Source organism: Mycobacterium angelicum, from assembly GCF_002086155.1.
Lineage (GTDB): Bacteria > Actinomycetota > Actinomycetes > Mycobacteriales > Mycobacteriaceae > Mycobacterium > Mycobacterium angelicum.
On sequence record NZ_MVHE01000120.1, the window covers coordinates 1 to 7,923 of the forward strand.

7 protein-coding genes are annotated in these 7,923 nt (G+C 69.5%); 4 read left to right on the forward strand and 3 right to left on the reverse strand.

Translation table 11 applies throughout. The features are described 5' to 3' along the window. The coding region (locus BST12_RS28005; protein WP_245850608.1) for a condensation domain-containing protein at nucleotides 1-1,343 on the reverse strand (1,343 nt) is incomplete at its 3' end. Nucleotides 1,344-1,623: 280 nt separating this feature from the next. Here BST12_RS28005 and BST12_RS28010 point away from each other — a divergent pair. The 4 genes from BST12_RS28010 (at nucleotide 1,624) to BST12_RS28025 (ending at nucleotide 3,799) form a co-directional block, all read left to right on the forward strand. Then, nucleotides 1,624-2,154, forward strand: coding sequence for a (R)-mandelonitrile lyase (locus tag BST12_RS28010; protein WP_211281381.1), 531 nt, complete (start codon nucleotides 1,624-1,626; stop codon nucleotides 2,152-2,154). Nucleotides 2,155-2,215: 61 nt separating this feature from the next. Further along, nucleotides 2,216-2,599 (forward strand): PPOX class F420-dependent oxidoreductase, encoded by a 384-nt coding sequence (locus BST12_RS28015; RefSeq protein WP_083116441.1) that lies wholly within the window; start codon nucleotides 2,216-2,218, stop codon nucleotides 2,597-2,599. Nucleotides 2,600-2,727: 128 nt separating this feature from the next. Beyond that, nucleotides 2,728-3,075, forward strand: a complete 348-nt coding sequence (locus BST12_RS28020; protein ID WP_083116442.1) for a DUF427 domain-containing protein — start codon at nucleotides 2,728-2,730, stop codon at nucleotides 3,073-3,075. Nucleotides 3,076-3,139: 64 nt separating this feature from the next. Then, entirely contained in the window at nucleotides 3,140-3,799 is a 660-nt protein-coding gene (locus BST12_RS28025) for an RraA family protein (protein ID WP_083116443.1), read from the forward strand. Nucleotides 3,800-3,825: 26 nt separating this feature from the next. Here the strand turns inward: BST12_RS28025 and BST12_RS28030 are convergent, their stop codons facing one another. Both BST12_RS28030 and BST12_RS32380 read right to left on the reverse strand, forming a co-directional pair. Then, a complete protein-coding gene (locus BST12_RS28030) occupies nucleotides 3,826-6,102 on the reverse strand; it encodes a PE family protein (protein WP_083116444.1) in 2,277 nt (758 codons plus the stop codon). Between the two features lie 101 nt (nucleotides 6,103-6,203). Further along, entirely contained in the window at nucleotides 6,204-7,865 is a 1,662-nt protein-coding gene (locus tag BST12_RS32380) for a PE family protein (protein ID WP_425437425.1), read from the reverse strand. Between the last annotated feature and the right edge of the window lie 58 nt (nucleotides 7,866-7,923).

The window sequence follows — 7,923 nt, forward strand, 5'->3', positions numbered from 1 at the left end:
GACAACGGAACCACCGCCGGACGCTCATCCACCACATCCACCAACGACAACAACCCACCCACACCACCAACCATCGCCCCCAACACCCGCTCAAACCGTCTCGCCAAATCGGAGGCCTCGAAATTCGAAAATGGTTCCCCGTGACCGACTGTGCCGAAGATGAGCTGATCGCCGGCGCCGGAGAAAACCAGCCCGAAGCCCCCGACGATCCCGGGATTGGCGTATGACCCGGTGCCTTCGAGACCGCCGAAGTCGAGCGTGATCTTGGCTGGCAGGAAGTTGACGCTCACCCGTTCGGCCCATTCGCCCGGCGAGGCGGCCAGGCCGTTCAGGCGGGCTTTGCGCTCCAGGGTGTGCACCGGAAACCTTTGGTGCTGCAGCGCTTCCCGTATCCGGGTGTCAACATGCTCGCAGAAGTCGGCGACCGAAGACCCCGGCGATACCGTCAACACCAGCGGCACCACTCCGGCGACCATTCCGGGAAACCTCTTCGACTCCGGGCGCACTCGCCTGCTGACGGGGAAGTCGAGCACCACCTCTGATCCCGCACCGCACCACCGATGCACCAGGAGCGCGGACGCCGCGGTGATGATCGATGACTGCGGGATGTTCCAGGCTTGGGCCAGCTCTTGAACACGGCGCAGCACGACAGGGTCGAGCCGAATCGGCGCCGAAGGTTTGTGCGGGTCACGCTCATCGCCGTACTGTAGTGACCGGTAGGCCAAATTATCTTGCGCTGGAAGGTGTTTCGTCCAGTAGGCTTGATCATCGAGGTAGTCATCGGACGCTTCGTAGTCCAATTCGCAACGAATCAGATCCTGCAACGAGCCGAAGAAGGTGGGCGGGATGGGCGCGCCGGAAACAAGCGCGGAGTACACAGTTGCGAGCCGATTACCAACCAGCGCAATACCAATCCCGTCAATGACGATGTGGTGGCCGCACGCGAAAACGTAGAACTCGTCGTCCCACGTCTGAAACAGGGCGAACTTGAACAGCGGGCCGGTGAACGGCATTGGCGTGCGTTGGATCGACGCCGCGGTGTCACGAGCCTCCTGGACGGGACGGCGTGCGGAGCTCAGGTCGTAGAAGGCCAGCTCGATATCGGGGTAGTCGATCGTCCTTTGGAAAACCTGGCCGTCCTCTTCGAAGATGGCGGCCCTAACGGGTTCGGCCTCGCGCACCACCTGGCATATCGCCCGCTGCAGGGCATTACGGTCGATCGCGCCCTCGACGCGCGCGAAGAGGCCAAGCTGCCATTCCGGACCGGAGTGACCCGCTTCGTGGGCAAGCCAGATGTCCAGCTGCCCCCGCGTCAGCGGCAGCGCCCGGTCATCGAGTTCCATCGGACCAACCAATCGCGCCGGCTAGGTGTGCGAAGCCCGGCCCGACGAGCCGCCCTCGTCGTCGTTGCGCGTTTTGACACCCATGCTGGTTCTCCCCGGAACACTCATTCCAAATTCATTGGAACCGTACCGGAGGCGCACGCGCTCGCGACCGGCTTTCGGGGAAGTCGGTACAGGTCGAAGGCGGTGCGGGGTTGCGTTCCGACACAGCCTGCAGAAAGGACGCGCTCGCTCGCGGAAAGCACTAATATCCGCTTACCTATGAAATGAGGGCCACGGCATGCGACGCATATTGATGCTTGCGACTTTTCTCGCCACGATTGCCCGGTTCGGCCTTTTCAGGACCAGCTCCACCGGCGACGAGGCGGACATGCGAATCTCTCGCGACGATGAGCGGCCGCCCATGCCGGGCCCGCAGGAGTTCTTCACCGGCGACGTCACGATGAAACCGTTGTTCGGACCCGCGGGCTCCTCGGACGCCCACGGCGGACAGCTCACGTTCGCGGCGGGCGCCCGGAGTGCCTGGCACACACATCCGGCGGGACAACGGCTGATCGTCACCTCCGGCACTGGCTGGGTCCAGCAATGGGGCAGCGACCGCCAGCAGATCAACCCCGGCGACGTCGTCTGGACCCCGGCCGGAGTCAAACATTGGCACGGAGCCACCAACAGCGGGGAGATGAGCCACATCGCGATTCAAGACGAGGTCGAAGGGGGCTTTGTCGATTGGATGGAAAAGGTAACCGACGAGGAATATCTGAGCGCCACCGAAACTTCACCTCCAGGCAATTCGGAGCCTGCCGATCAATAACCGTCAAAGCAGGCACTGTTGTCAGTTTTGTCAACCCATTTCGAGATGAGGAGCACCGCTAGTGACCGTGTTCACCGACACCGAGATCGGCTATCTGGCCGACCAGCGACTCGGCCGGCTTGCGACAGTCGCCCCCAAGGGCTCCCCGCAGATCCGGCCGGTGCGATTTCAATACAACGCCGAGCTGGACACCATCGACATCGGCGGCCGGGCCATGGCAGGCAGCCGTAAGCTGCGCAACGTCGAAAACGATCCCAGGGTGGCGTTCGTGGTCGATGACCTGGCTTCAGTCGATCCGTGGCGGCCTCGAGGACTCGAGATTCGTGGACAAGCAGAGGCGCTGTCGACGGACACCGGCGCTCTCATCCGTATCCATCCCCGGCGAATCCTGGTGTGGGGCCTGGATCCCGAATCTCCGAAGTTGCAAGCACGCAACGTGACCTAGCGATGGCTGGATCACCGCTGGGTGTATCGCTGAGCGCCCGCTTCTAAAAGCATTGCCAGCCAACGATATTGAGATGTACACCGCCGTCATGACGTCATGACCATAACGCCTAGGGAGGTATCTGCGCGATGATTCGAGCCGTGTGGAATGGTGCGGTCGTTGCCGAGACGCCGCGCACCGTGCGCGTGGAGGGTAATCACTACTTTCCGCCGGATGCCTTGCGGCGCGAATTCCTCACCGAGAGCGCGACCAAGTCGCTGTGTCCGTGGAAGGGCGTGGCGCGCTATTACGACGTGACCGTCGACGGCGAAGTCAACGCCGACGCCGGCTGGTACTACCCCAATCCGAGCCCGCTGGCGCGCCGGATCAAGGATCATGTCGCGTTTTGGCACGGGGTCACGATCGAAGGTGCGCCGGAGGTCAGCACTCCGAGGCTCGCCGACCGCCTCGCCGGGTGGTTCGCCCGGACGCGATGACGTAGCGCGCCTACTGACAACACCCGGAAATCCGCTGTCTGCCCCGAAAGGATCGAACCGACTCATGCCGCTCTTGGATCTGGTGGAGGGCCTAGGCGTCGCCGACGTCGTCGACGCGATGACGATGACCCACGGGCACCGAGCGCACATCATCGGCCTCGACAGCCCCGACCCAAGCCGTGTTCTCATCGGACCGGCGCTGACGATCTCGTTCTTTCCGGTTCGCAAGGACTTGATGGATCCGCAGAAGCACAGCCTGGGTCCGGCGATCTACCGTGCGGTGGCCGGACACGAGCCGGCCGGAGCGGTCCTGGTGCTGGCGTCCAACGGGTACCACCACACCTCGCTGGGCGGTGGCACGAAGCTCAGCCGCGTCGAAAACCTCGGGATGGCAGGCATTTTGGCCGACGGGATGTTACGGGACTACGAAGAGCTGAACAGCTATCGCTTCGCGGCGTACTGCCACGGCGAGACGGTGCGCGCGGGCGGCAATGAGATACAGCCCTATCTGTCCGACGTCCCGGTCGTGATCGGCGGAGTCACCGTGCTTCCCGGCGACGTGATATTTGCCAAAGGCTCGACGGCCGTGGTGATTCCGGGCGCCGAGGCCGAGGCGATTCTGACCAAGGCGCGCAAGGTCATGCAGAAAATGGATCAAGCCAAAGCGAGTCTGAAGTCAGAAGATCCGGCAACGGTCATGAGTCAAGGAAGCGGCGAACTGTAGCTGCCTGCCCGCGTTCGGTGGCCGGGTTAGCCGTGATGGCCGGCCGCACCGCCGGTTCCGGCCACACCGGTTGCGCCGTCTGATCCCGCGCCGCCGCCCTGCATGGCCGTAGCGGTGCCGCCGGCGCCGCCGAGGCCGGCCGCACCGCCGGCTCCGCCGGTCCCGCCGATGCCCCCCACGCCGACCGAGCCGTCGCCGCCCGCGGACCCGAATAGGCCGCCGGTGCCGCCGGCACCGCCGGTAGCACCCGCACCGCCGTCGCCGCCGCTACTGCCATTGCCGCCCGCACCGCCGGCACCGCCACGACCACCGTTGGCAACGTTTCCGTAAGCGTCACCGCCGTCGCCGCCGGCACCGCCCGCACCACCGGCACCGCCGGCCCCGCCGACGCCACCACTGCCGGCGTCACCACCTGCACCACCGACGCCGAACAGCCGACCGGCATTGCCGCCGTTGCCGCCCGCGCCGGCGGCGCCGCCATCACCCCCACCGGAGGACGCGTCGGCGCCATGGCCGCCGTCGTTGCCGGAGCCGGCGCCGGCGATATCTCCGATCGCGCTCCCGCCCGAGCCGCCCGAGCCGCCGGCACCCCCGGCGGCTCCGGCACCACCGGTGCCACCGATGCCGCCGTGGCCACCGTGGCCGCCGTTACCCATCAGCAGGCCGGCGTTGCCGCCATTGCCGCCGGCTCCGCCGGCCGCGCCGGCACCGGCGACCATTCCGCTGGATGCGCCCGCAGCGCCGGCCCCGCCGGTGCCACCGAGGGCCGTGCCGTTGTACAAGGTCAGGGCATTGCCCCCAGCCCCGCCCGCGCCACCGGCAGCGCCGGGCCCGACACCGATTCCGCCCTGGCCGCCATTTCCGGCCTGGACCTGGTCGAACTCGCCGGCGCCGGTCGCCAGGCCACCGGCGCCACCGGCGCCGCCGTTGCCGCCGCTGGTGCTACCGGCTCCGCCATCGCCACCGTTTCCAGAGACGATGCCGTTGGTGCCGAGCCCTCCATCTGCGTAGACGGTCCCGCCGGCGCCGCCGTTCTGACCGTTCTGGCCATTGAGACCCGGGCCGCCGTTGCCTCCGTCGGCACCGTCGGTTGCCGGGTCTGGCGGCGCCACCGGGTTTCCGACGCTGCCGTAACTCGTCCCGTCCACTCCTGTCTTGGTGTTGGGTATGGGCGTCGGATTGGTCGCGTCCGCGCCGGCGAGACCGGCACCGCCCTGACCGCCGTTGCCGCCCGAGCCGAACAGGCCGGCGCCGTGGCCGCCGTCGCCGCCCCGACCGGCGACTCCGCCGTTGATACCTGCCGCGCCGGCCCCGCCCTGGCCGCCGTCGCCGCCGTTGCCGATCATCAGTCCGCCGCTGCCGCCGTGACCACCTGTCGCGCCGGCTCCACCGAGCCCGCCGGTACCGAACAGACCGGCATGGCCTCCGGCGCCTCCTGCGCCGCCGCTCGCGTTGGTTGACGCGTTCATGCCCTCGCCGGCGTTGCCGCCAGCACCGCCGACTCCGGGATTGCCGGTCAGCCACCCGGCGTTGCCGCCAGCCCCGCCGGCGCCGCCACTACCTCCGGGAGTGGTGGCGTTGCCAACGGCGCCGGCGGCTCCGGTTCCGGCGTTGCCACCCGAGCCCCACAGCCAGGCGTTGCCGCCCACACCGCCGGACCCCCCGCTGCTCCCGAGAGCGGTACCCACGCCGCCGGCGCCGCCGGCCCCGCCATTGCCGTACAACCACCCTCCGGCGCCACCAGCGCCGCCGTTGCCGCCGGATCCGCTGGCTGCTCCCGTGCCGCCGCTGCCCCCGGCCCCGCCATTACCGATCAACCCGGCAGACCCCCCAGCGCCACCGGCGCGACCCGAGTTTGCCGGCTGCGAAAAGCCGCTGCCGCCATTGCCATACAGCAACCCACCCGCTCCACCATTGGGTGCTGCCGCCGTCCCGTTGGCGCCATCGCCGATCACCGGCCGCCCCAGAAAAAACTCGGTCGGAGCATTGATCAGGTCCAACACGGCCTGCAATGGCGACACGGCCGCGGCCTCGGTAAGCGCATACGAAGCACCCGCGCCCCTCAATGCCTGTACGAACTGGTCGTGAAACGCCGTGGCCTGCGCGCTGACCGCCTGATAGGCCTGCCCATGTGAGCCGAACAGCGCCGAGATCGCCATCGAGATTTCATCCGCGGCCGCGGCCCGCACCTGCGCCGTCGGGGCCAATGCCGCCGTCGTGGCGGCGCTGATCGCTGATCTGACATCGACGAGATCCGCTGCCGCAGCCGTCATGACTTCTGAATTGGCGATCACATATGACATGGCTGTCTCCCGTCGACGGTCGCAGCCTAGCGTTTACCAACGCGTCAAATGGGGCGTTTTCAGCAGGTCGGCGGCTCGGCCGACGGTGAACGGCCCAGTGTCTAGGTCCCGTTAGTGCCGTTGTTGCCGAACAGCGTTCCGCGTTTGCCGCCGGTTCCGCCTGTCCCGGCGGTGCCGGGAGCCGTTGGGCCGGTGCCCGCGGTACCGCCGTTGCCGCCGTTGCCGCCGTTCCCTATGTATTGGGCACTCCCGCCGCTGCCCCCGGCGCCGCCGTTACCGCCGGTGCGGGTAGCGGCCGCGCTGGCGCCGGTGTTGTTCCCGCCGGCCCCGCCGGCGCCGCCGCCACCGCCATTGCCGTACAGGAGTCCGCCGGTGCCCCCGGTTCCACCGGCGCCGCCGTCGCCGCCGTTGGTAGCGGTTGAGCCGCTGTTCGGGCCGTTAGTGTTGCCGCCGGCGCCGCCGGCCCCACCAGCTCCGCCGGACCCGAACAGCCCGGCATTGCCGCCGTTGCCGCCGGTCCCACCGAAGTAGCCATTGCCGACACTCTTGGCGGTTTGGCTTCCGCCCGCGCCCGCGTCGCCGCCGGCCCCGCCGTTGCCGTTCAGCCATCCGCCGGTGCCGCCGTTGCCGCCGTTGCCGCCTATGCCGCCGCGGCCGTTGCCGCCAGACTCGTTCCCGGCGAGCCCGCCCTGGCCGCCGTGACCTCCGTTGCCGACCATTCCAGCGTTTCCACCCACGCCGCCGGCACCGCCGTTCCCGCCGGCCCCATTGACTTGATTTTCGCCGCCGGCCCCGCCGGCCCCGCCTGCGCCGCCGTCGCCGAAGAGATATCCGGCGCGCCCGCCGGCCCCGCCTGCGCCGCCGGTACCCGGCGGGTTACTACTGCCGGCTTGTATCCCGCCGGCCCCGCCGATCCCGCCGGTCCCGCCGTTGCCGGCGAGCCATCCGGCGGCTCCACCGGCTCCGCCTGCCCCGCCATTCCCAGGGGAGCCGCCGCTGTCGGCTTGGGCGCCCGAGCCGCCGTCGCCGCCAGTGCCGCCGTTACCCCAGAGTCCGGTGGCTCCACCGGCTCCGCCCGCGCCACCGATCCCGGTTCCAGCGCCCTGGACGTCGTTGACGTTGCCGCCGGTTCCGCCGGCTCCACCGCTGCCATATATCCACCCGCCGCGACCGCCGTTGCCGCCGGCGCCAGCGCCGCCGCTGTCAACCCCGTGTCCGCCGGCGCCACCGCCCGCGCCATTGCCCAACAGCCCGGCGCCGCCGCCGGCGCCGCCATTTCCGCCGGCGCCGCCGGTGCCAATGGTCCCGCCGCTCCCGCGGATGGGGCCGGCGGCACCGCCGTCGCCACCGGCCCCGCCGGCACCGGCCGCGCCCCACAGCAGCCCGGCGCTTTGGCCGCCCCCGCCGTTGCCGCCGGCGCTGCCATTGCCGCTGCTGAAGGCCTTGGAGACGAACCCACCATTGGAGAGCCCGCCCGTCGCGCCGTTCCCGGCGGCCCCGCCGGATCCGCCGTTGCCTCCCAGCAACCCGGCTGTTCCGCCGTTCCCGCCGCTGCCGGCGCTGCCGGCGTTGCCGGCCGTCCCATCGGGGACAATGATTGCCCCCTTCCCCTGCGACCCGACGTCTCCGCCATTCCCGGCGTTACCGCCATGCCCACCGGCCCCGCCGCTACCCCACAACAGCCCGGCATTGCCACCGACGCCCCCGATGCCCGCGTTGCCGCCTGCGCCGCTGGTACTGCCATTCGCGGTGGCCGTCTCGATGGCCCCGCCGGTCGCGCCGTCGCCCGCGCCACCGGCGGTACCGCCGTCGCCAAACAGC